This window comes from Mucilaginibacter terrigena (genome assembly GCF_004168255.1).
Classification (GTDB): Bacteria; Bacteroidota; Bacteroidia; order Sphingobacteriales; family Sphingobacteriaceae; genus Mucilaginibacter; species Mucilaginibacter terrigena.
The window spans coordinates 486,625-504,979 of record NZ_SEWG01000003.1 but is presented as its reverse complement, the minus strand read 5'-3'; the positions used below and the strand labels follow the sequence as shown (position 1 = coordinate 504,979).

At 43.3% G+C, this 18,355-nt stretch carries 27 protein-coding genes; 10 read left to right on the top strand and 17 right to left on the bottom strand.

The genetic code is table 11. The features are described 5' to 3' along the window. Nucleotides 1-10 precede the first annotated feature (10 nt). Nucleotides 11-445: a response regulator gene (locus EWM62_RS09515; protein WP_129876416.1), complete on the top strand. Its 435-nt coding sequence runs from the start codon at nucleotides 11-13 to the stop codon at nucleotides 443-445. Between the two features lie 618 nt (nucleotides 446-1,063). Here the strand turns inward: EWM62_RS09515 and EWM62_RS09505 are convergent. From EWM62_RS09505 to EWM62_RS09490, 4 genes are all read right to left on the bottom strand, one after another. Beyond that, nucleotides 1,064-2,044 carry a type I phosphomannose isomerase catalytic subunit gene (locus EWM62_RS09505; RefSeq protein WP_129876414.1) on the bottom strand — a complete coding sequence of 327 codons (981 nt, stop codon included), beginning with the start codon at nucleotides 2,042-2,044 and terminating at the stop codon, nucleotides 1,064-1,066. 24 nt (nucleotides 2,045-2,068) lie between these two features. Further along, a complete protein-coding gene (locus EWM62_RS09500; protein ID WP_129876413.1) occupies nucleotides 2,069-2,410 on the bottom strand; it encodes a HepT-like ribonuclease domain-containing protein in 342 nt (113 codons plus the stop codon). Further along, nucleotides 2,403-2,693, bottom strand: a complete 291-nt coding sequence (locus tag EWM62_RS09495; protein ID WP_129876412.1) for a nucleotidyltransferase family protein — start codon at nucleotides 2,691-2,693, stop codon at nucleotides 2,403-2,405. The genes EWM62_RS09500 and EWM62_RS09495 overlap by 8 nt, the downstream gene beginning before the upstream one ends. 105 nt (nucleotides 2,694-2,798) lie before the next feature. Next, nucleotides 2,799-4,028 (bottom strand): NADP-dependent isocitrate dehydrogenase, encoded by a 1,230-nt coding sequence (locus EWM62_RS09490; RefSeq protein ID WP_129876411.1) that lies wholly within the window; start codon nucleotides 4,026-4,028, stop codon nucleotides 2,799-2,801. Nucleotides 4,029-4,289: 261 nt separating this feature from the next. Here EWM62_RS09490 and EWM62_RS09485 point away from each other — a divergent pair, with 261 nt between their 5' ends. Next, complete coding sequence (locus tag EWM62_RS09485) at nucleotides 4,290-5,015, top strand: hypothetical protein (RefSeq protein WP_129876410.1); 726 nt, start codon at nucleotides 4,290-4,292, stop codon at nucleotides 5,013-5,015. Nucleotides 5,016-5,076: 61 nt separating this feature from the next. After that, nucleotides 5,077-5,511, top strand: coding sequence for a hypothetical protein (locus EWM62_RS09480; RefSeq protein ID WP_129876409.1), 435 nt, complete (start codon nucleotides 5,077-5,079; stop codon nucleotides 5,509-5,511). Between the two features lie 96 nt (nucleotides 5,512-5,607). Here the strand turns inward: EWM62_RS09480 and EWM62_RS09475 are convergent, their stop codons facing one another. The 4 genes from EWM62_RS09475 to EWM62_RS09460 all read right to left on the bottom strand — a co-directional run bounded on the left by EWM62_RS09475 (nucleotide 5,608) and on the right by EWM62_RS09460 (nucleotide 8,711). Further along, nucleotides 5,608-7,440, bottom strand: coding sequence for a DNA polymerase III subunit gamma/tau (locus tag EWM62_RS09475; protein ID WP_129876408.1), 1,833 nt, complete (start codon nucleotides 7,438-7,440; stop codon nucleotides 5,608-5,610). A 54-nt stretch (nucleotides 7,441-7,494) separates the two neighbouring features. After that, entirely contained in the window at nucleotides 7,495-8,103 is a 609-nt protein-coding gene (locus tag EWM62_RS09470) for a zeta toxin family protein (RefSeq protein ID WP_129876407.1), read from the bottom strand. Nucleotides 8,104-8,119: 16 nt separating this feature from the next. Beyond that, nucleotides 8,120-8,371 (bottom strand): hypothetical protein, encoded by a 252-nt coding sequence (locus tag EWM62_RS09465; RefSeq protein WP_129876406.1) that lies wholly within the window; start codon nucleotides 8,369-8,371, stop codon nucleotides 8,120-8,122. Nucleotides 8,372-8,471: 100 nt separating this feature from the next. Then, nucleotides 8,472-8,711, bottom strand: a complete 240-nt coding sequence (locus EWM62_RS09460) for a hypothetical protein (protein ID WP_129876405.1) — start codon at nucleotides 8,709-8,711, stop codon at nucleotides 8,472-8,474. Nucleotides 8,712-8,922: 211 nt separating this feature from the next. Between EWM62_RS09460 and rpsF the strand changes: the two genes are divergently transcribed. From rpsF to mtgA, 4 genes are all read left to right on the top strand, one after another. Continuing rightward, nucleotides 8,923-9,288 carry a 30S ribosomal protein S6 gene (gene rpsF / locus EWM62_RS09455; protein ID WP_129876404.1) on the top strand — a complete coding sequence of 122 codons (366 nt, stop codon included), beginning with the start codon at nucleotides 8,923-8,925 and terminating at the stop codon, nucleotides 9,286-9,288. Continuing rightward, complete coding sequence (rpsR, locus tag EWM62_RS09450) at nucleotides 9,288-9,551, top strand: 30S ribosomal protein S18 (RefSeq protein WP_067054791.1); 264 nt, start codon at nucleotides 9,288-9,290, stop codon at nucleotides 9,549-9,551. The genes rpsF and rpsR overlap by 1 nt, the downstream gene beginning before the upstream one ends. Before the next feature lie 17 nt (nucleotides 9,552-9,568). Next, on the top strand, nucleotides 9,569-10,012 hold the full coding sequence (gene rplI, locus EWM62_RS09445) for a 50S ribosomal protein L9 (protein WP_129876403.1): 444 nt from the start codon (nucleotides 9,569-9,571) through the stop codon (nucleotides 10,010-10,012). A gap of 144 nt (nucleotides 10,013-10,156) precedes the next feature. Further along, nucleotides 10,157-10,897 (top strand): monofunctional biosynthetic peptidoglycan transglycosylase, encoded by a 741-nt coding sequence (gene mtgA, locus EWM62_RS09440; RefSeq protein ID WP_129876402.1) that lies wholly within the window; start codon nucleotides 10,157-10,159, stop codon nucleotides 10,895-10,897. 38 nt (nucleotides 10,898-10,935) lie between these two features. Here the strand turns inward: mtgA and EWM62_RS09435 are convergent, their stop codons facing one another. After that, nucleotides 10,936-11,523: a hypothetical protein gene (locus tag EWM62_RS09435; protein WP_203235014.1), complete on the bottom strand. Its 588-nt coding sequence runs from the start codon at nucleotides 11,521-11,523 to the stop codon at nucleotides 10,936-10,938. A 208-nt stretch (nucleotides 11,524-11,731) separates the two neighbouring features. On the opposite strand from EWM62_RS09435, the gene EWM62_RS09430 reads away from it, so the two are divergent. Beyond that, nucleotides 11,732-12,331, top strand: a complete 600-nt coding sequence (locus EWM62_RS09430) for a Crp/Fnr family transcriptional regulator (RefSeq protein WP_129876401.1) — start codon at nucleotides 11,732-11,734, stop codon at nucleotides 12,329-12,331. Nucleotides 12,332-12,373: 42 nt separating this feature from the next. After that, nucleotides 12,374-12,784, top strand: coding sequence for a DUF1801 domain-containing protein (locus EWM62_RS09425; RefSeq protein WP_129876400.1), 411 nt, complete (start codon nucleotides 12,374-12,376; stop codon nucleotides 12,782-12,784). A 134-nt stretch (nucleotides 12,785-12,918) separates the two neighbouring features. Here the strand turns inward: EWM62_RS09425 and EWM62_RS09420 are convergent, their stop codons facing one another. From EWM62_RS09420 to EWM62_RS09400, 5 genes are all read right to left on the bottom strand, one after another. Next, a complete protein-coding gene (locus EWM62_RS09420; protein WP_129876399.1) occupies nucleotides 12,919-13,536 on the bottom strand; it encodes a DUF1801 domain-containing protein in 618 nt (205 codons plus the stop codon). A 119-nt stretch (nucleotides 13,537-13,655) separates the two neighbouring features. Beyond that, nucleotides 13,656-13,943, bottom strand: coding sequence for a YciI family protein (locus EWM62_RS09415; RefSeq protein ID WP_129876398.1), 288 nt, complete (start codon nucleotides 13,941-13,943; stop codon nucleotides 13,656-13,658). Between the two features lie 3 nt (nucleotides 13,944-13,946). After that, nucleotides 13,947-14,288 carry a type II toxin-antitoxin system RelE/ParE family toxin gene (locus EWM62_RS09410; RefSeq protein ID WP_129876397.1) on the bottom strand — a complete coding sequence of 114 codons (342 nt, stop codon included), beginning with the start codon at nucleotides 14,286-14,288 and terminating at the stop codon, nucleotides 13,947-13,949. Further along, entirely contained in the window at nucleotides 14,288-14,479 is a 192-nt protein-coding gene (locus EWM62_RS09405; RefSeq protein ID WP_129876396.1) for a hypothetical protein, read from the bottom strand. Before EWM62_RS09405 ends, EWM62_RS09410 begins: the two co-directional genes overlap by 1 nt. A gap of 19 nt (nucleotides 14,480-14,498) precedes the next feature. Continuing rightward, nucleotides 14,499-14,984, bottom strand: coding sequence for an ABC transporter ATPase (locus EWM62_RS09400; RefSeq protein ID WP_129876395.1), 486 nt, complete (start codon nucleotides 14,982-14,984; stop codon nucleotides 14,499-14,501). Nucleotides 14,985-15,030: 46 nt separating this feature from the next. Between EWM62_RS09400 and EWM62_RS09395 the strand changes: the two genes are divergently transcribed. Then, a complete protein-coding gene (locus tag EWM62_RS09395; RefSeq protein ID WP_129876394.1) occupies nucleotides 15,031-15,516 on the top strand; it encodes a hypothetical protein in 486 nt (161 codons plus the stop codon). A gap of 120 nt (nucleotides 15,517-15,636) precedes the next feature. Here EWM62_RS09395 and EWM62_RS09390 read toward each other — a convergent pair whose 3' ends face one another. The 3 genes from EWM62_RS09390 to EWM62_RS09380 are packed head-to-tail and all read right to left on the bottom strand — an operon-like array spanning nucleotide 15,637 to nucleotide 18,159. Further along, nucleotides 15,637-16,425: a (Fe-S)-binding protein gene (locus EWM62_RS09390; protein WP_129876393.1), complete on the bottom strand. Its 789-nt coding sequence runs from the start codon at nucleotides 16,423-16,425 to the stop codon at nucleotides 15,637-15,639. 2 nt (nucleotides 16,426-16,427) lie between these two features. Beyond that, nucleotides 16,428-16,856, bottom strand: a complete 429-nt coding sequence (locus tag EWM62_RS09385) for a DUF2750 domain-containing protein (RefSeq protein ID WP_129876392.1) — start codon at nucleotides 16,854-16,856, stop codon at nucleotides 16,428-16,430. Nucleotides 16,857-16,860: 4 nt separating this feature from the next. After that, complete coding sequence (locus EWM62_RS09380) at nucleotides 16,861-18,159, bottom strand: (Fe-S)-binding protein (protein WP_129876391.1); 1,299 nt, start codon at nucleotides 18,157-18,159, stop codon at nucleotides 16,861-16,863. Nucleotides 18,160-18,355: the final 196 nt, after the last annotated feature.

Genomic DNA, 18,355 nt, shown 5'->3' with positions numbered 1-18,355 from the left:
ATACCATTAAATGAATACCGAAAACAAAATTGTGACCGCAGGAATTGTTGATGATGATGAAATTTTTACTTACGGTTTTAAGAAATTAACAGTAATAAAGGGCTTATTTGACCAGATACTGCATTTTAGCAATGGCAAAGAAGCCATGGACTACTTAACAGACCCCCAAAATAGCAACCATTTACCCGATGTTTTATTTGTAGATATTAACATGCCGGTGATGAACGGCTGGGAATTTAACGCAGCTTTTGAGGAAATAAAATCTCAACTGGGAAAAAATATCGCAATTTATAACATCAGCTCATCTGTTGATTTGAACGATATTAAGCGTGCTAAAAGCAACCCGCTTATTGCCGATTATCTTTTAAAACCGATTGACGAAGTGTACCTGGCAGAGATAGCGAGGGGCCTTCAAAACCCTACCGACAAGAGAAGATATAATTGATTTATTTTGGATTACACCAACCTGGTGATTGATCACCAGGTTAAATATGATATACCCTACTAAAAATAAAAGACCAGCCTCAGCAAGCCGGTCTTTTTTATATGCCTTTATCAACTTACGGGGAAAGTATGGGTAACTATTCTTTACTATAAACAAATGTATATTTATGCGGAAAATCAATTGTATGAGATAACAGGATTTTTCCGTCTTTTTTGGTAACGGCAAAATGTTCAATCTTTGCATTAACGTTATTTGTGAGCTGCAAATCGCTATTCACTACATTCCATTTGTTTGCTGTTGTTTCCGCCCCAATTGAGGTATTATCAAATGGCGAATTATAATAAAGGTAACAAACCTCGGCCCCGGTGTAAACCGATTTTGTGGTATGGTCTGCATTTAACGTAAATTTAAGGTTGCTCATACACGGAGCGTCAGCGCTGGTAGTAGTTGCAATAACGGCATTATCATCGCCTATTTCCGACCACTGTATTAAGGTGTACTGTCCAACTATATCGTCAGATTTAATTTAATAGTGTTGTCCGAACTGTCTTTCTTACAAGAACATGCCAAGGCGATAATGAATAGCAATAAGGGTAAGATTCGTTTCATAATTAAATATTACTCTATATAGCTTTCCAATATTTTAAAGCCCGATGTGGTTTTTAATTCTACTTTATCAATGGTTTTTGGCAGCAGGATACACTCGCCCATTTTTACAGGGTAAGCCAGGTCGTTATATTTTATGGTGAACTCGCCTTCTATACAAACGTATATCACAAACGAATCGAGGTTCGAATAATCTTTACTAACCTCGTGGGTGTAATCCAACACGTTGGTGGTAAAGTACGGGCAGGTTACCAAATGCACGTCCTCATTTTTTTGCGGGGTGTACAGGGTTTTATATTCCGGGTAATGTTTGTAGTCGATAGCGGCTAAAGCTTCTTCGGTATGCAGTTCGCGTTTTTGGCCTTTGTCATCAACACGGTCAAAATCGTAAATGCGGTAAGTAATATCTGATGTTTGCTGGATCTCGGCAATTAGTAAACCTTTACCAATGGTATGCACGCGGCCTGCCGGTAAAAAGAAAACGTCGCCGGCCTTTACATCCTCCCTGTTCAGGATATCCATGATATGGCCGCTGTTTAAGGCTTCCACATATTCCTTCTCGGTCATTTCGCGGTTAAAGCCCGCTATCAGGCTGCTGCCGGGGTCGGCTTCTATCACATACCACATTTCGGTTTTACCAAAGGAGTTATGGCGTTTTTTAGCCAGCTCGTCATTCGGATGTACCTGTACGCTCAGGTCGTCGTTGGCATCAATAAATTTTACCAGTAAAGGGAAGATATTACCAAAATGCTTATAAACCTTCTCGCCCACCAACTCGCCCTGGAATTTCTCCAGCAAGTCGGCCAGCGATTGTCCTTTCAATTCGCCGCTATCTACAACCGATACATCCGACTTAACGCCCGAGATCTCCCAGGTTTCGCCGCAGTTTGGCAAATCGCCTATGTTTTTGTGCAGGTAAGTTTCAATTTTATGGCCGCCCCATATTTTATCTTTAAATATGGTTTTAAACTTTAATGGATATAATGCTGACATGGTAGTGTGTGTATGTGTAGTTATTTAAATATTATTCAATAGTAGCTTTACCTGCTTAATTAAACCCGGTAAGTAATCTTCTTTTACAGACCAAATTATAGCGTAATTCATACCGAAATATTCATGGGCTATACGATTTCTTAAGCCACGAATTTTATGCCAGTCAATTCCGGGAGAAGCATCCTTAAATTCATCAGGCAAACGATTTGAAGCCTCGCCAATAATTTCAATGTTTCGAACTACGGCGTCAATCGTTTTGCTGTCTAAGGAAAAATCGTCGAAGGTTAAGGTATCTGTATAACTAATTATCTTTTCAGCACTATCCAGTATATCGCCTAAAAGAAGTTCAGGTGTTCGCTTAGACATATATGATCTCCGGATCTATTACTTTTAAATATTTGTCTTTGACCCCGCCCCTTGAAACAAGGTCTACTTTATGATTAAGCTTAGCTTCTAACTCATTAGCCAGGGTTACAAACTCAATACCAATTGGCCCGTTAAAATCTACAATGATATCTATATCGCTATTCTCCGTAAAATCATCACGTACAATAGAGCCAAACAAGCCCATAGAAGCGATAGGGTATCGTTCTGCTAACTCTATTTTAAAAAGAGCCAAAGTATCTTTTATGTTGTTTAACTGAACCATTTCAACCGCTAAGTTAGGTATTTTGATAAAGTGACACTAAATTTTATACACAAAAAAAGCCCGCTATTTTCAGAACGGGCTTTCATATATCTCATCGGGCAAAAATTACTTACCCAACTTTGCTTTCAAGTTTTCGTTAATAGCTTCTAAAAACTCTTCGGTGTACAGGTAATCGGCACCGTGTTCAACTTTGGCTTTAACGGTAATGGCCAAATCTTTGGTCATTTTGCCGCTTTCAACAGTTTCGATACAAACCTGCTCTAAAGTCTTGCAAAAATCTATCAGCTCCTGGTTACCGTCCAATATCCCACGGAACTCTAAACCACGTGTCCACGCGAAGATGGATGCGATTGGGTTGGTAGATGTCGGGCGGCCGGCCTGGTGCTCGCGGTAGTGTCGTGTAACCGTACCGTGTGCTGCTTCGGCTTCCATAACGGTTCCGTCCGGAGTAACCAAAGTAGAGGTCATTAAACCTAACGAGCCAAAGCCTTGTGCTACAGTGTCGCTTTGTACATCGCCATCGTAGTTTTTACAAGCCCAAACAAAGTTACCATTCCATTTAAGGGCCGATGCAACCATGTCGTCAATCAGGCGGTGCTCGTAAGTGATACCTGCTTCGGTAAATTTGGCCTTATAATCGGCCTGGTAAATTTCTTCAAAAATATCCTTAAAACGGCCATCGTATTTTTTAAGGATGGTGTTTTTGGTCGACAGGTATAAAGGCCAGCCCTTCATCAGCGCCTGGTTGAAACAAGCGTGCGCAAACCCGCGGATAGATTCGTCGGTGTTGTACATGGCTAAGGCAACGCCATCGCCTTTAAAGTTATACACTTCAAAAGATTGCTCGGCACCGCCATCCTCGGGGGTGAATTTTATAGTAAGTTTACCCTTGCCTTTGGTAACAAAATCGGTAGCGCGGTACTGGTCGCCAAAAGCGTGGCGGCCAATGCAAATTGGGGCTGTCCAGTTTGGAACCAAACGGGGTACGTTTGCCATCACAATAGGCTCGCGGAAAACCGTACCATCTAATATATTACGGATGGTGCCGTTTGGCGACCTCCACATTTGTTTTAATCCAAATTCTTCTACACGCTGCTCATCAGGGGTGATGGTAGCACATTTAATACCTACACCATATTTTAAAATAGCATTGGCAGCATCAACGGTAACCTGGTCATCAGTTTCGTCGCGATACTCGATACCTAAGTCATAATATTTTATATCCAGGTCAAGGTAAGGGATGATCAGTTTATCTTTTATAAACTTCCAGATGATGCGGGTCATTTCATCGCCATCCAGCTCAACTACCGGGTTTTCTACTTTAATTTTTGACATACCTGATTTTATGATTAATTTTTATTTAAACGGCTTCAAACTTACATTTTTATTTGTAAAAATATAAAGTCATAAAATTTACGTTTCATCTCCCCCACCTTTGGTAAGGTTTGTTTTGTATGTACTAAAATACTATCGTAAAAGTTTCGTTTTTACTGATGAAAAACAATTAATTTGATCATCTTGTTGCTTTTTAAAACTTAGATGCTACTTTTATAAAAATTTATCCATCTGCTTTTAGCATTACCATTGCTTTTATTTATGATAAAGTTGCTTACTAAAACAACATTCTTCACGCTAATATTATCCGCAGTAACATTAATATCAAAGGCGCAGATCGGTTACGATTATGCCCAGTACGATGTTGGTTTTGGCGGGAGTATTAACCAGGTATATGGCGATGCGGAGTCGGTAACGGCAACAAAAGCAGCAAATGTTAGCTTTATTTTTAACCAAACGCCTTTTGTTAATTATATTGTAGAATTACAAAACGGCAACTTAGAAGGCGGCGACCGCCAGTCAAAATCGGGCAGGTACTTTAAAAACGGGTACACAGCCATACTATTCAGGGGGCAGCTGCAAGCCGGCGAATTATTTGATTACTCAAATGGCGGCCTGATGAATGTGATGAAGAATTTTTATTTATCTACAGGCTTTGGTTACATTTTTAATAACATCCAGGATAAAAATATTAACCGCACATCAAATGCCGTAAGCGCTACAACAGGCGAGCCTTATATTACAGGAGGTTTAAATAAAAGCAACGAGCTTTACATCCCGGCGAGGATAGGTTACGAGTTTAAATTTTTTAACCAGTATAACCAGCCGTCGTTTAAAATAGATATCGCTTACCAGTTTAATATGGACCTTACTGATAATATGGACGGTTTTACCGCCGGAAGCAGCAGGGATAATATGGTACAATACTCCATAGGGTTAAAATTTGCACTGGGCGATGTGGTATCCTACCGCAAATCCATCAATTAATATATAACCATCTTTAGCTTTTGGCAGGGTTTTTAGTGTATCTATAGCAAAACTATAGCTTATGAAACCCGATAACCAAGACCAGGAATTTGTTACTGACCCCGAGGACAGGAACACCCCACTAAACGGTGACGGCAACGAAACCGCCGATAGCGAAAACTTAAATTACGACGAAAACACCAACAGTTACGAGTACGACGTAAAGGGCGACAACCCCGATTACGACCACCCCGACCCGTATGATACCGCTGTAAAGGATGGCGAGGACATGAACTCCACCTATGATGAAGCCAACCCTTACGATACCAAAGGTGAATATGATGCTAACCGTTCTATAGAAACCGATGCAGATGCTTTAGGTATGCATATAGATAGCGGTAAAATTTTAGAAACAAACCCCCGCGATGCGGCTTTGGCACACACCCCCGAAGACGACCGCGACGACCTTGACGAAGAAGGTTATCCTAAAAACGATACACCGGAAGAGTTTAAATAAGTTAAAAATGTTTAAAGGTTGGAGAAGTTAAATACACAAAGAGCACAAGATCTAAAATCTTTGTGCTCTTTGTGGTTAATAATCATAATCGCCTGATTAATCAAAATCAAGGTTAAACTTATTTTTAAGGTCAATCAGCTGTGGGTTTTTGGCCGCCAGGTACTGAAATTTCTCCATAGCGGTGTATGGCCTGCGGGCAACGGTTTGTTCGTCAACACGGGCGTTAACTTCAATGCTGAAGTTTTTTAACGTAGTACGTAAAAAGTTGAGCAGGTATGGCCGCTCATCCCGGAAGGCTACCTCCTGCACTTTATTGGATACCGGCACCTCAAAATGCTCGGGACTTAAAACTATTGGGGTAACCGATGTAAATATGGTGTATAAAGTTGCCGGTTTGCCTTCGGCCTTAAGCTTGGCGCCGTGGTTGGTCCATAGTTGTAAAAACTCATCGATGGTAAACGATTCCTTATCCGTGCCTTTTAAATACGGGTCCTCTTCTTCTAAAGCCGCTTCTTCAACTTGTTTGCCCAGGTCTTTTAACGATGGTATTTTTACCGATGTAGCCGCCGAATGCACATTCGGAATAAACACTTTTGGCTTCTCGGCAGCAGGCTCGGGTTTTATTTCGGCGGCCGGTATGGTCATCGATGGTGTAGCAGGTACCGTTACCGGCGGTGCCCTTTCGTAGGTAACCGGGTTGTCCCTTGCCACGGTCATATCATCCGGGGCTGTATTGTTAAAGGGCTCAGGTTTTACTGAGGTATCAGGTTTTTTTTTTACCTCCCCGTTTGGGGCAGCAGCATTTTCAGTTACCGGCAGGGCCGATAAATTAAATATGGAGAGCAGGTTGCTCATTTTTAACAGGGCAAGCTCTACCTGTAAACGCTGGTTCTTGCTCAGCTTATAGCTGATATCGCATTGGTTGGCGATATTCATGGCCGATAGCAGGAACGATACCGATGCCGCCTGCGATTGCTGCAGGTAACGTGCCTTAATGGTTTCGCTAACTTCCAGCAGCTTTATGGTAGATGCATCCTTCCCTACCAGCAGGTTGCGTAAATGTTCGGACAATCCTGAGATAAAGTGCGCCCCGTCAAAACCCTTACCCAGGATCTCGTCGAACAGCAGCAGGGTTTTGGCGCTGTCTTCGGCCAGCAGTTTATCGGTTATGCTAAAATAGTAGTCGTAATCAAGTATGTTCAGGTTATCGATAACCGAGCGGTAGGTAACGTTGCCACCGCTAAAACTCACGATCTGGTCGAACATCGAAAGGGCGTCGCGCAAGCCACCATCAGCCTTTTGGGCGATGATGTGCAGGCCGTCATCCTCGTATTTAATATCCTCTTTTTGGGCTATGTTAGCCAAATGCCCGGCCATATCCTCAACCCTGATGCGGTTAAAATCAAAGATCTGGCAGCGTGAAAGGATGGTTGGCAGGATCTTATGCTTCTCGGTAGTGGCTAATATAAATATGGCGTAGTTAGGTGGTTCCTCAAGCGTTTTCAGGAAAGCGTTAAAAGCCGCCTGCGATAGCATGTGCACCTCATCAATAATATAAACCTTGTAACGGGCAGCTTGTGGCGGTATGCGTACCTGCTCTATCAAGCTGCGGATATCATCAACCGAATTGTTTGATGCCGCGTCAAGCTCGTGCACGTTAAACGAGTTACCGTTCATAAAGGCACGGCAGCTATCACACTCGCCGCAGGCTTCGCCGTTGGGTTGCAAATTGGTACAGTTGATGGTTTTTGCCAGGATACGCGCGCAGGTGGTTTTTCCCACGCCCCTTGGTCCGCAGAATAAAAATGCCTGTGCCAGCTGATTATTCTTAATAGCGTTTTTTAGCGTATTAGTTATATGTTGCTGGCCTACAACCGTATCGAAGGTAGCCGGGCGATATTTGCGTGCCGAAACAATGAAATTATCCACAGGGACTAAGGTAACAAGAAAATATATTTGTTTTAAGAGTGTCTGTTTAAATATTTAGCTTAACCTATCTGCCAGCAGGGGTAAATATTTAGTGAACCATTCAGGCAACTCCTTTTTAGCAATATTTGAAGTAGATAACGTGCCTTTAAAGGCAGCTAAAGGCTTCGGTATAAATTCGGAAGTATCAACAATTTCTAAATGATCCAATAAATGATAATGCTCATTCAGCATTTCCAAATTACCATAAAAATTATTTTCTATATCATACCTCGGCACATTGTGACCTCCCTTTTTAGCCCGGCTGCCTACACGCATTTCGGATAGATCAACATTATCAAGGCCTAAGAAAAGCATTTGAATTGTATAGCCGTGTGCTTTAAATCTTTTAGGAAAATCCCACGTTGCATAACTGGGAAAATGGCCTTCGTAAACAAAATCACTTTTTCCAGCTAACGCTTCATTAAGCAGCTTTTCCAAAGTTTCAACAAGGTAATTGGCCGCTATTTTTTTAGCCTCTTTCATCGAATTTATTTTGTATGGCCATAGTTCTTTTACCTTAGATACGTACAGCTTATCGCCATCAAAAATGTAATTGTTTGTTAAGCCTGCCGGTAGGTAGTCCGGCCCTACTGTTGACTTTCCGGCACCATTAGACCCGGTTATTAATAAAGGGTTGGCATTAAACTAAACCGAGACGTTTTCTTAAACGATCGCGATCCCTTGATGTGAGGTTTTTAAGAGGAGAAAAATCCTTTTTCTCTTTTAAGAACATAACCAGCTTAATAGATTTATCCGGATATTCAAAGTAGCATTGGTTTTCGGGGAGGCTGCTAACGTTAATCATAAAAGGCTGGCCTGAAGTAAGTGTTTCCTGCCTTAAACGATGAACCGCCTTAGTGGCTATACTTTCCAAATCTTTTATTTCGCTCATAAATCTCGTAGTATCCTTATATTCAAATATACAAAATTTACACTTAAAGTATGTTCTTATAGTGTAAATACTGTGCATTTTTCCGGCGTTAAATTAACCCCTACTGCCCCTCCTCCTCCGGCAGGTGATCGTCGTCCTCGGGGTCGGGCTCACCAATATCATCGCCGGTGCGGATCTCGCGCAGGTCTTCTTCAAAGTCCATCTTGTCGTCAAAATCTTCATCGTCCTCGTCGTTCCAGTCGCCCTCAACAGGCTTTTCGTCACCCGATGGGCTGATGTCAAGTTCGTCGGCAAAATCTTCGTTGCTATCCTGTCCGGGGTGTTGGTTGGCAAGTTGCATAAAAATCTATTTTTAGTAATGACAGATGAAAGCGCGCTTATGTTTTACCAATGTGTACTAAATGTTATAATTTACTAAAGGTAAACGTATATATTTAAACCATACCTCAACAAGCCAAAACACAACAATATCCCGCTTTGATTATATAATATTTCTTCATACATTTGCAGCCCCGATATACAGGGATAAATAATTAAAAATCAAAATAATAATGCAACAGTACGAAATCGTGATCGTTCTAACCCCGTTGTTATCAGATGAGACTGCTAAAGAGGCAATTGCCAAATACAGCAAGATCTTAACAGATAACGGAGCCGAAATTGTCCAGGAGGATAATTGGGGTTTGAGAAAATTAGCGTACCCTATCCAAAAGAAAACTACAGGGTACTATCACTTAACTGAATTCAAGGCTCCGGGTGATTTAATTAACAAACTGGAAGTTGAATTAAGGCGCGATGAGCGTGTTTTGCGCTTCCTTACCATTGCTTTGGATAAACATGCCATTGCTTACAATGATAAAAAACGCAGCGGTGCTTTTAACAAAAAGCCTGCAGCTAAAGTGGAGGAAACAAACTAATGGCAAACGACCAAATTAAATACGTTACCGCCCCCAAAGTGGAGGATAACCGTAAAAAATACTGCCGTTTTAAAAAGAATGGTATTAAGTATATCGATTACAAAGACGCTAACTTTTTATTAAAGTTTATTAACGACCAGGGTAAAGTATTACCTCGCCGTTTAACAGGTACTTCTTTGAAGTTTCAGCGTAAAGTGGCACAGGCTGTTAAGCGTGCGCGCCACATCGGTTTATTACCTTATGTTACAGACTCATTAAAATAATCAGGAGGTAAAAAGCAATGGAAGTTATTTTAAAACAAGACGTAAAAAACCTCGGCGATAAAGACGATGTAGTGAATGTAAAGCCAGGTTATGGCCGCAATTTTCTTATCCCAAAAGGTTACGCAATATTAGCAACTGTAAGTGCACGTAAAGTTTTAGCAGAAAACCTGAAACAAGCACAGTTTAAACAAGAAAAAATACGCAAGGATGCGGATGCTATTGCAGCTAAATTAGAAGGTGTTAAACTTTCTATTGGTGCTAAAGCAGGCGAAAGCGGCAAGATCTTCGGTGCTATCAATACCATACAGGTAGCTGATGCCCTTAAAAAAGAAGGTTTTGAGGTTGACCGTCGCCGTATCACTTTTGACCAGGAGCCTAAATTTGTTGGTGATTACACCGCAATAGTGAACCTGCATAAAGAAGTTAAAGTTCAGGTCCCTTTCTCGGTTGTTGCTGAGTAATACTTGATTTCGGATTTCGGAATTTCGATTTCGGATTTAGATATTAGAACTTTAGAATTTTAAGCAAAAAGGTGTTTAGTTTAGGCTAAACACCTTTTTGCGTTTAATAAAGATTATGCAGACATTCGCTGCATCTAATAAAACATGGCTCAGCGCAATAAGAACAATCCGAAATCGAAATTCCGAAATCCGAAATCAAACGGCATTGTACGGCTGGTTTTACGGGTAGTTAAGCTTGCCGCCATTGTGTTTGTTGCCGCCAGCTTGTTTGGCGTATTGCTGTTTAAATTTGTAAACCCGCCCTTTACCTGGCTTATGATACAGCGCGGCTTTGAACGCAAGGCCGATGGCAAGGATTGGAAAGTAGACAAGCAATGGGTAGCGTTTGACCAGATAGCCGACAATATGAAACGCGCCGCCGTGGCCGCCGAAGACCAAACATTTTTGGAGAACCACGGGTTTGATTTTAAGGCCATTGAACGCGCCATCCAAAAAAACGCCAAAAGTAAAAAACTGATAGGTGGCAGCACCATCAGCCAGCAAACCGCCAAAAACGTTTTCCTATATCCCGGCCGTTCGTTTGTTCGTAAAGGCTTCGAAGCATGGTTCACGGTGCTGATAGAGACCTTCTGGAGCAAGAAACGCATTATGGAGGTGTACCTTAACGTGATAGAAATGGGCGATGGCATTTACGGCATCGAGGCTGCTTCGCAGGCTTATTTCCATAAGCCCGCATCAAAGCTCAGCAGGCGGCAGTCGGCAGCCATAGCGGTTATATTTCCAAGCCCACTAAGGTGGAGCGCCACCAAACCAACCCGCTACTTAAGGCACCGCCAATACCTCATCATGAAAAACATGCGCAGGCTTGGGCCGCTGGAGTTTTAAGGCCCTCCGCCCTATGCCTTTGCAACCAACTAAAATATTTATCCCTTAACATCTGCATTAACTGTTTTTGACAGGCGAAATGCAGCAAGCAGATAATAAAAAGCGCCAAATGCAGCATACCCGGCAAGGCTGCTAATCCCCTTTGTAGGGTCATGCGCCAGCAGGACAAACGATGTACCGCCAATTATAGATTGGCCACCGCTGATGATCATGGGCCATTGGCCACCTAAAAATTTGCGGCGGCGCAACCCTAAAATAAATTGGATCAATCCTGTCCCAATTGCCCAGGCGCCAAAAACCATCAATGTTTCGGGGATTCCTTTTTGTAAAGCTACGCCCACAGCTACGGTAGTGATGCCGCTGATAACTGCGTTTACATATTGCGGTGTTTTAGAAGTACTGCCGGTATTGGCACGAATATCCAGGAAGGTACCCACCACATCCCAGGCAGGATAAATGATCAGCAAAACGCCGGCTATCCCCATGGAAGTTTTTGCAAACAGGGCGATAAGAATAACCCATGCGACTGAAAAGCCGGCGCGGATGAAGTAAAGTTTACGTAATGATGTGGCAGTTTCAACGGCCTGGCCGTTTACTATCGCGTTAGGTTGAGTGCTTGAAGTCATGATTTGATTGTTATTGTTTTTGTTACGCCAAAGGTCTGCAGTATTGGCTGACGGCATTTTAACTTAAGTTAAAAATGCGGGAGAAGATTACCGTGGCATTACAATTTTTAATGACGGGTAAATTTTCGCTAATTGAAAATGCTTGTATTATTTTCGGGGTATATTTGAAGTGTATTGTAAAGTACAGCAAAACTGATCTGTATTGATAATGAACGATAGAAACGATATCGCCTTTAAACACCTGAGGAATTTTGCCCCGCTAAACGATAAAGACATTAGCGACAGCCAGCCCTTTTGGAAAGCGCGGAAAATAAACAAAGGCGACTTCTTTAATATGCAGAGCATGGTTTGTAACGACCTGGGGCTGATAGTTAAAGGCATATTCCGCATCTACTATCGCGACCCGGAAACAAAGGAAGATAAGAACATCTTTTTCTTCTCAGAAAACCAGTTTGTTGTTTCGTTCAGGAGCTTTGTATCGCGCAACCCGTGCTGGTATTTTATCGAAGCGATGGAGGATTCGGAAATTTTCTTTATCTCCTATAAAGATCTTAACAGCCTTTATGAAACCCACCCTAACTGGGCGATATTTGGCAGGCTGCTGGCCGAACTGTTTTTTGTTATCGCGCAAACCCGTACGGAGGAGTTCATATTCTTCTCGCACGAGCAACGCTATACCAGGCTGCTGGGAGAACATCCGGATATTATCGAACGGATCCCGGCCTATCATATCGCGTCATACCTTGGTATCACAAACCCCTCGCTAAGCCGCATCAGGAAGCGCGTTGAAAGCAAAATGGCCGAATAAATAAGTGCTACCTTTATCTTTGTAATTGTTCATCATATCCCCATGCCTAAACCAGCCTTAACAGATCAACAACAAGTAACACAGCACATCCAAAAACTCGACCCGGCTATCCGCTACGTGGTTGAAACACTTAGGCAAATCATCCTAAATACCGACCCCGAAATTGCCGAACAGATAAAATGGAACAACCCCAGTTTTTATTACACCGGCGAGATGGCACCATTCGACCCAAAAGAATACAAGCGGGACATAGCCGTATTTAACCTGCACAAAAACCGTATTATGCTGGTTTTCCCCGGCGGCGCAAGTGTTAATGATACATCAGGATTGTTAGAAGGTGATTATAAGGACGGCCGGCGTATAGCGACATTTAAAGACATGGCTGATGCCGGGGCTAAAACCAGCGCCCTGCAAAGTGTAATTAAACAATGGCTGAGTTTGGTAGAGCAGTAATAAAAGGCGTAATATTAATGGTGGCAGCGTTCTGTCAGTAGTTGAATATCAAATCATCTGATTATCAGGTGTTCACGCTTGTTCACGGTAGTCGTGTGTGTTCACAATGAACAAAACTGTCGCCTAAACAGTTATTATTTATACTTCCAGTGCCTTGTTTTACCCTCGCTTATCCAGGCGATACCTTCGGCTAACCTTTTGTTGCGGGTGGCTTCGGATTTAGCTTCCTCGAACCAGGTGATGTATTCCTTTTTTTGCGATGGGCTGAAGTTATCGAAGTGTTCTGCCGCTTCTGCGTTATTGGCCAATAACTCTATCAGGTAACCGGGCGTTGCAAGTGGTGTTGTGGCAGCCGGGGTTTTCCTGATCTTTGGGGCTGCAACCTTTGCAGATGGTGCCACATTTTTCAATTCCATCGCCTGTCGGATGTACCAGATCAGGATATCATCGTTGGGGAGGTCGGCAAGGGTGGTTAGTTTTCCAATGCTGCCGGCGTTGCCTTCGTCCTGTATTATTCCGTGCGGGTCGGGCAGTGTATCAGCTTTCCAAAAGCCAAAGCCGGCATGTTGCTTAAAAGCCATCATAAAGCACAGTACACCCTTGTATTCAAAAAACGGGGCGCTCCATTTGATGGTTTCCGTTATCTCGGGCGATGCCCGGTGCACCAGCTGGCGCAAGTGGGTCAATATTGGTTTTGCAAAGTCTGCCGACTTATCTATATAAGCATCAATACGGTTATCATACTGTTCCATAATGCAATATATAAAAATCAAAATAATTTGTCATGCTGAACGATAGTGAAGTATCTATTCGCCAACATGCATGCTCGTTAATAGATCCTTCGTTCCTCAGGATGACAAGCCGTATTGGACTATCGCAATATATCTTTTACCGCGGGATGCGATTGTGATGCCAGGAACTCTGTTATTTCAAACTCCGCAAGCTTGTGCTGATGGAATGGATCTTCGGCGATGATCTTCTCCAGGATCTCTTTTGAATCGGCCTGGGCAATAATGATGCCCCCTGTGCGCGGTACCTTACGGCCGCTCATGATGAACACATCGGCCGCGTAATATTTTTTCAGATACTTTACATGGGCCTCCATGTGCCTGTCAAGTTCTTCCAGCGGGGCAGTATAGTAGAGGTTGATGATAAACATGATTTAAGAGCCAAACAAATCTTTGATTAGAGCTAAAAGATATTTTTTATCTATAGAGCTTTCATCCGATTTATCATAAATGGTAAGCATATTTATGGTGATGTCTAAATCAGATTTGGTTACAAGAAATGTGATAACCCGGTAGCCTCCGCTTTTGCCTTTCCCCTTGCTTTTAACGGCTAATCTAACCTTATATAATCCTGAGCCCAAGTCGGCCCCTTGTTTTGGATTTTCTAATAGGCTATTTTCAAGTTCTGTTAAATCAGAAACAAGCGAAAGATGCCGTTTCTTTAACTCTTTAGCTTTACGAATGAAAACCTGAGAGTAAACTATTTGATTAGCCATTAAATATCTTTAAGTGACAAAGAATGAGACTTACCAGATTGTATATCTTTAACCTCTCTTATTGCGGTTGCAATCTCTTCTGTTAACTCATTTCTCTTAGGAGCTTCTATTACTTTAGCCTTAAATTTTTTTAAAATAGTCAGCACCATCTCAGCATCGCTATCATTTACTTCTACTGTGAAAGTTGTCATAAAACAAATTTAACAATTATTAAGCAGTAATTAAATCTCTAAACAACTGGATATGCCAGCTATCTTTAAATGGCACCTCCCATTTGGTTTGCAGTTCGGTTATGTTTTGGGCCAGGTTGTTAAACACAATGGTTTCGGTATTGATGGTACCTGCTTTCAGCAGCTCTTCAAACTGGTGGCGGGATACGGATACTACTTCTTCGCCATCGCGGTAGGCCAGGTTAAACCTGTCGAACAGGTTGATGCCAAACTGCTGCTCCATCTGCTTCATAAAATTTACCGATTTATCTATCGAGCACCCGCTTGCGCCGGCCTGGCTTTCGTCTACTATCAATATCAAAAACCGGTTGTACCTAATCTCGGCTTTAGCCAGCAACTGGTTGTTATGGGCCGTCCATCCGGTGGTAAAATTATCCAGCAAAATTTGCGCTTGCAGCACTTCGGTGTCGGTTAATTTACGGTCGGATTGATAGACCCAAACCCTTGAGTGTGAAGAAAATTCCATATCGCAAATTTATCAAATTATTACCTTGTGTATATTATAAGTTGTCATGCAAACATCACTTCTGCCCGGAAAGAAAAAAGCGTTGCTTGTAACAGTAATTGTGCTGCCGGCGCTGTTTTTATACGGTTTTAAGCTGTTTTCTACCGAACAGGAGTGGATAAACTGGGGCAACCGTTTCCTCAACGAAAGCTACGACCCTACCGTTGAACCTAAGCTGAAGAAGTATGAAATAACCCTTACAACCGACCATTTTATCCGCTTGCGAAAAACTTATCAACAGGGTAAACAGGAATATTATTCGTTTAATTTACAGCGTTTTGCCGGGCTGGATTACCTCCCCGGAAAAGCCGAAACAGATACCCTGCAAATGAAAACCCAAACCGATGATATCATTATCCAAACCTACCAGGACCCGCAAGGGGATGTAGACTCGATGGCCACGCATTGGGAGATCCCTGTAAAAAAATTATCGCCGCAACGGCTGGATAGTTTAAAAGAAGCCCTTACTTTTTTAAAAAGCAAGGGCTTGTAACGACATGACTTCCGCCTGCCGTGTAAACAAATAAGTGATAAGGTTAGGAGTACTAAACTTACCAGTTGTAATCTCTACAGATGCCAAGCTACGCTTGGCATTATCATCAAGTATTAAAAATTACAACCCGTTTGCCCTAACGGTTATCTCGGCTATATCAAGCACTTTTATTTCCTGCTCTTTTTCCATATGCTTAACACCATCGGTTAGCATGGTCATACAGAAAGGACAGCCCGATGCTATCACATTCGCCCCGGTTTCTATAACATCCAGCATGCGCTCGTCGTTGATGTCTTTTTTGCCCGGCTCTGGTTCTTTAAACATTTGCGCGCCGCCTGCGCCGCAGCAAAGGCCGTTGCTTTTGCAGCGTTTCATTTCTACCAGCTCGGTGTCCAGGATCTCTAATGCGGCGCGGGGGGCTTCGTAAACGTTATTGCCGCGGCCCAGGTAGCACGGGTCGTGGAAGGTTATTTTGCGGCCTTTAAAGCTTTCGCCGCCTTCGGCCTTTAGTTTACCTTCGTCTATAAGCGATTGGATGAGTTGGGTATGGTGGATCACTTCGTAAGTTCCGCCCAACCCCGGGTATTCGTTACGGATGGTGTTGAAACAATGCGGGCAGCCGGTTACTATCTTTTTGATGTTATAACCGTTCAGCACTTCAATATTGGTCATGGCCTGCATCTGGAACAAAAACTCGTTTCCCGCGCGTTTAGCAGGGTCGCCGGTGCAGCTTTCTTCGGTACCCAGCACCGCGTAGCTGATGCCTACATGATGCAGGATCTTGCAGATATCGCGGGTTATTTTCTGGGCGCGCTCGTCGAAACTACCGGCACAGCCTACCCAGAATAGTATCTCGGGTTCTTTGCCTTCGGCAGCCATTTCGGCCATGGTTGGGATCTTTTGCTCCATTATTATTCTTCTTCGCTTATCTCGGTTATAAACTCTTGTATGTTGCTGTAATTGGTAAAAGTAATGGCCGAATTGATGGCGGCCAGCCTGTTCAAAATATCCAGCGCAACCACTAAAGCGTCGGCTTCAGTACCAAACATTTTGGTGTCCCACTCAATGCCTGCCAATACGTCGTTATCGGCCATATCCATACACAGGTCTTCTAAAAATATTGCTAAAGGGATTTCGGTTGGCGTGTATGTTTTCCAATCCTCCCGGGCGCCAAGCTTAGCCAGGCCCCGCTCCGACCAAAACGGTATTACCGCTACGTCCGCATTGTCCGTCGCATCGGCGTTGGCCCAGCCCGTTTTACTTTTTAAGCCCCACACCTGTTTGCTGGCAGCTACCTTTTCTACAAAGGCTATGTATTTTGTTTCTAAATCTTGCGACATGCTATTATTCTTTTTCGGCCCAGTTTAACCTGTCGGCCTGGCTGTATTTCCAGGGGGCGCCGTTGTTTTCCATATTGCCGAACATGTTATTCAAACTCGCCGGTGCCTGCGATTCTTCCATCACCACGTACCGGCGCATCTCTGTTATAATTTCCAGCGGATTGATGTTCACCGGGCAGGCCTCTACGCAGGCGTTGCAGGTTGTACAGGCCCACAACTCCTCGCGGGTGATGTAGTTATCCAATAAAGTTTTATCGTCGGTGTAGTCCTTGCCGCGCTTATCAAGGTTGTTACCCACTTCAGTTAGCCTGTCGCGGGTATCCATCATGATTTTGCGGGGCGATAACAGCTTGCCCGTAATATTCGCCGGGCAAACCGACGTACACCTGCCACACTCGGTACAGGTGTAGGCTTCCATCAGGTTCTTCCAGGTAAGGTCGGTTACATCCTTCGCCCCAAAACGGCTTACCTCGGTAGTTTCGGGCACAAATGAGGGATCAAGCATCGCCTTTACCTCATTGGTAACGGATGCCATGTTACTAAACTCACCCTTTGGCTCAAGATTGGAATAATATACATTAGGGAAGGCCAGCAGGATATGAAAATGCTTTGAATACGGCAGGTAATTTAAAAACGCCAGTATCCCGATGATGTGGAACCACCAGCAGCCCCGCTCGATACCAGCCAATGCGCCTGTGCCCGATGGGAGTAGTGGCGAAATAAATTCGCTTACCGGAAAACTGCCCGCGGTAACATAATGCCCGAAGTGTAAAAGCTGTAACTTATAATCGGCGGCGTTCATGGTGAGGAAGGCCGTCATTAAAAGGATCTCGATAGTGAGGATATAATTGGCATCAGATCTTGGCCAGGTGGTCATCTCGGTACCGCTGAAGCGTTTTAATTTAATGATGTTGCGGCGGGCCAGGAAAACCACGCACGATACCAGCACCAGCAGCGCCAGTACCTCGAAGCCGCCTATCAGCAAGCCATACAGGCTGCCCAAGGGCTTGGAAAAGATCCGGTGAGAGCCGAAGATACCATCTATCATGATCTCCAGCACCTCCAGGTTAATGATGACGAACCCTACGTAGATAAAGAAGTGCATTACCGCGGCGGTTGGGCGTTTTACCATTTTGGTTTGGCCCAAAGCTACCTTTGCCATAATGGCCCAACGCTCGGCGGGGCGGTCGCTCCTGTCGGTATCGCGGCCTAAAAGAATGTTGCGGCGTACCCTGGCTACGTTTTTACCAAACAGGTAAGCAGCCCCCAGCAAAATGATGATAAATACAACCTGTCCGATCATTATATTATGCGTGCATAGTAATTTAAAGCTAAAGTAGGAATTTGATTTAATTAAAGGTAGATATTACCGAAATGTTTTGAACTTAGAATTTGTTTAAATAAGCTACCGCGGCAACCACCCGAAACAAAAAATATTAAAATTATTTTACGCCTGTAAAAGCTTGTAATTCAATGCTGCCACAGCCGCGCTGTGGCCG

Coding starts and splice junctions, on each gene's coding strand:
- EWM62_RS09430 (WP_129876401.1), top strand. CDS start 11,732: ATGAACGATAGAAACGATATCGCCTTTAAACACCTGAGGAATTTTGCC.
- EWM62_RS09385 (WP_129876392.1), bottom strand. CDS start 16,856: ATGTCGCAAGATTTAGAAACAAAATACATAGCCTTTGTAGAAAAGGTA.
- rplI (WP_129876403.1), top strand. CDS start 9,569: ATGGAAGTTATTTTAAAACAAGACGTAAAAAACCTCGGCGATAAAGAC.
- EWM62_RS09415 (WP_129876398.1), bottom strand. CDS start 13,943: ATGTTTATCATCAACCTCTACTATACTGCCCCGCTGGAAGAACTTGAC.
- rpsF (WP_129876404.1), top strand. CDS start 8,923: ATGCAACAGTACGAAATCGTGATCGTTCTAACCCCGTTGTTATCAGAT.
- EWM62_RS09465 (WP_129876406.1), bottom strand. CDS start 8,371: ATGAGCGAAATAAAAGATTTGGAAAGTATAGCCACTAAGGCGGTTCAT.
- EWM62_RS09425 (WP_129876400.1), top strand. CDS start 12,374: ATGCCTAAACCAGCCTTAACAGATCAACAACAAGTAACACAGCACATC.
- EWM62_RS09505 (WP_129876414.1), bottom strand. CDS start 2,044: ATGTCAGCATTATATCCATTAAAGTTTAAAACCATATTTAAAGATAAA.
- EWM62_RS09480 (WP_129876409.1), top strand. CDS start 5,077: ATGAAACCCGATAACCAAGACCAGGAATTTGTTACTGACCCCGAGGAC.
- EWM62_RS09380 (WP_129876391.1), bottom strand. CDS start 18,159: ATGATCGGACAGGTTGTATTTATCATCATTTTGCTGGGGGCTGCTTAC.
- EWM62_RS09395 (WP_129876394.1), top strand. CDS start 15,031: ATGCAAACATCACTTCTGCCCGGAAAGAAAAAAGCGTTGCTTGTAACA.
- EWM62_RS09435 (WP_203235014.1), bottom strand. CDS start 11,523: ATGACTTCAAGCACTCAACCTAACGCGATAGTAAACGGCCAGGCCGTT.
- EWM62_RS09410 (WP_129876397.1), bottom strand. CDS start 14,288: ATGGCTAATCAAATAGTTTACTCTCAGGTTTTCATTCGTAAAGCTAAA.
- EWM62_RS09405 (WP_129876396.1), bottom strand. CDS start 14,479: ATGACAACTTTCACAGTAGAAGTAAATGATAGCGATGCTGAGATGGTG.
- EWM62_RS09490 (WP_129876411.1), bottom strand. CDS start 4,028: ATGTCAAAAATTAAAGTAGAAAACCCGGTAGTTGAGCTGGATGGCGAT.
- EWM62_RS09460 (WP_129876405.1), bottom strand. CDS start 8,711: ATGCAACTTGCCAACCAACACCCCGGACAGGATAGCAACGAAGATTTT.
- rpsR (WP_067054791.1), top strand. CDS start 9,288: ATGGCAAACGACCAAATTAAATACGTTACCGCCCCCAAAGTGGAGGAT.
- EWM62_RS09400 (WP_129876395.1), bottom strand. CDS start 14,984: ATGGAATTTTCTTCACACTCAAGGGTTTGGGTCTATCAATCCGACCGT.
- EWM62_RS09500 (WP_129876413.1), bottom strand. CDS start 2,410: ATGTCTAAGCGAACACCTGAACTTCTTTTAGGCGATATACTGGATAGT.
- EWM62_RS09390 (WP_129876393.1), bottom strand. CDS start 16,425: ATGGAGCAAAAGATCCCAACCATGGCCGAAATGGCTGCCGAAGGCAAA.
- EWM62_RS09495 (WP_129876412.1), bottom strand. CDS start 2,693: ATGGTTCAGTTAAACAACATAAAAGATACTTTGGCTCTTTTTAAAATA.
- EWM62_RS09485 (WP_129876410.1), top strand. CDS start 4,290: ATGATAAAGTTGCTTACTAAAACAACATTCTTCACGCTAATATTATCC.
- EWM62_RS09515 (WP_129876416.1), top strand. CDS start 11: ATGAATACCGAAAACAAAATTGTGACCGCAGGAATTGTTGATGATGAT.
- mtgA (WP_129876402.1), top strand. CDS start 10,157: ATGGCTCAGCGCAATAAGAACAATCCGAAATCGAAATTCCGAAATCCG.
- EWM62_RS09420 (WP_129876399.1), bottom strand. CDS start 13,536: ATGGAACAGTATGATAACCGTATTGATGCTTATATAGATAAGTCGGCA.